This window comes from Methylibium sp. (assembly GCF_031393925.1).
Classification (GTDB): Bacteria; Pseudomonadota; Gammaproteobacteria; order Burkholderiales; family Burkholderiaceae_C; genus Methylibium.
In genome coordinates this window covers 1-2,140 of sequence record NZ_JANMWL010000095.1, presented here as the reverse complement: position 1 = coordinate 2,140, position 2,140 = coordinate 1, and the positions used below count along the sequence as shown (strand labels likewise).

General features: G+C 70.4%; 2 protein-coding genes. One reads left to right on the top strand and one right to left on the bottom strand.

Translation table 11 applies throughout. From position 1 onward, the window contains the following. Nucleotides 1–352 precede the first annotated feature (352 nt). A complete protein-coding gene (locus RMO12_RS05660; RefSeq protein WP_309625806.1) occupies nucleotides 353–817 on the bottom strand; it encodes a RidA family protein in 465 nt (154 codons plus the stop codon). 184 nt (nucleotides 818–1,001) lie between these two features. On the opposite strand from RMO12_RS05660, the gene RMO12_RS05655 reads away from it, so the two are divergent. After that, a partial coding sequence (locus tag RMO12_RS05655; RefSeq protein WP_309638542.1) for a ComEC/Rec2 family competence protein occupies nucleotides 1,002–2,140 on the top strand: 1,139 nt, incomplete at its 3' end.

The window sequence follows — 2,140 nt, the reverse complement described above, 5'->3', positions numbered from 1 at the left end:
AATGCCGTCGGCAAGGTGGGCATCGCTCGGATCGCTTCGCCGTTTCCGCGAGAGACAGTGATTTGCCACGGAGCGAGAAGGAATCTGAGCGCGGCGCGATATGAAGGCAGTCTGCACGACTCAGCGCCGAGATGACGCCATGCAGCAGCACTTCACTGCTCACCAATCCGCCGTTCAATCCTCAGCATCTCCGCCCTCAGCAAGGCTTTCAACTCGCGCGCATTTTTCGGCGGTGGTATTGCACCAGGGCCAGTGACTGATCACGTAGTCGGCGGCCGTTAGCTTGAGGCCGAAGCCATCGGCCAAGCCTGCGCGCCGCGCTGCGTCGAATCCGTCTGCAAACTTGAAAAGTTCACGGACTTACTTCGGCGATGAGCTCGATCTCGACGCAAGCGCCCATCGGCAACTGCGCCACGCCGAAGGCGCTGCGCGCGTGCGCGCCACGCTCGGCGCCGAACACCTCGACCATCAGCTCCGAGGCGCCGTTGGTGACCAGGTGGTGCTCGGTGTAGTCGGCCGTGCTGTTGACCAGGCTCATCAGCTTGACGATGCGCTGTACGCGCTCGAGGTCGCCGTCGAGCGCCGCGGCCAAGGTGCCCAGCAGGTCGATCGCGACGCTGCGTGCCGCGGCCTTGCCGCCCGCCGTGGCCATGTCGGCGCCGAGCTGCCCGACATGCGGCCGCCCGCCCCGCTTGGCGATGTGCCCGGACAGGAACACGAAGTTGCCGCTGCGCACGAACGGCAGGTAGGCGGCGGCCGGCACGGCGATCGGTGGCAGCACGATGCCGAGCGCTTCGAGACGTTGTTGGATCGACATGAGTGGCCCTTGGAAAAACGATTGGGCATCGTACCTGCGGGCCGGCATCTCTTGCCCACAGTCCATGGGGTGCGACGCATGACGCATGACGCACGGCCCACGGCCTAGGGCAAACGAGCGGCGCATTACGCGTACTTCAGTGCAGCCCGTGCAGCCCGTGCAAGGCCCGCTTCTACACTGCGGCATGCCTGCCGCCCCGAGCGCTTCGCTGGCCCGGCCGCTGACGGTGGGCGCAGCGTTCGTGGCGGGCACGGCGCTGCAGCTGCGCCAGGCGGCGCTGTGGGACGCACCGGCCTATGCCGCGCTGCTGGTCGTTGCCGCGGCCATCGTGATCTGGCTGCTGCGAGCGCGCTGGCAACGCGCCGCGCTGCTGGCGGTGCTGGCACTGGCGTTGCCCACTGCGCTGCTCGCTTTTGCGGCCACCGGCCTGCGCGCCGGCTGGCGGCTGGCCGATGTCTTGCCGGCGGAACTCGAAGGCCGCGATCTCGTTGTCGTGGGCGTCGTCGCCGGGCTGCCGCAGCGCTCGGCCGAGGCGCTGCGCTTTCGCCTGGAGGTCGAGTCGGCGCGCGCCGGCCCGGCCGTCCTCACCTTGCCGCCGCGCCTGGCGATCGGCTGGTATGCGCGGGGCAGCGAGACCTTGCCGGCGCTGCAGGCCGGGCAGCGCTGGCAGCTCACATTGCGTTTGAAGCGCCCGCACGGCGCGATGAACCCGCATGGCTTCGACCACGAGCTGTGGCTGTTCGAGCAAGGCGTGCGCGCCACCGGTTACGTGCGTGGCTCGCCCGGTGCCGGCAACCGATTGCTCGCACCGCCGAGCGGCGCATCGCTCGACCGGCTGCGTCAGTCGGTGCGCGACGCCATCGTCACCCGACTGGCTGATTCGCCCGCGGCCGGCGTGCTGGCCGCGCTGGCGGTGGGCGACCAGGCGGCGATCGAGCGCGACGACTGGGCGCTCTACCGCAACACCGGCGTGGCGCATCTCATGTCGATCAGCGGCCTGCACGTGACCATGTTCGCGTGGCTGGCCGGCCTGGCGGTGCACTGGGCGTGGCGGCGCAGTGGGCGCGCCATGCTGCGGTGTCCCGCGCCCTTGGCGGCGCGCTGGGGCGGGCTGGCGGCGGCGCTGGCGTATGCGGCCTTCGCCGGCTGGGGCGTGCCGGCGCAACGCACCGTGCTGATGCTCGCCACCGCCACCCTGATCGGCGCGGCCGGCCTGCGCTGGAGCTGGCCGCTGGTGTGGGGAGCTGCGGCGGTGGTGGTGACCGCGCTCGACCCGTGGGCGTTGCTGCAGCCGGGCTTCTGGCTGTCGTTCGTGGCGGTCGG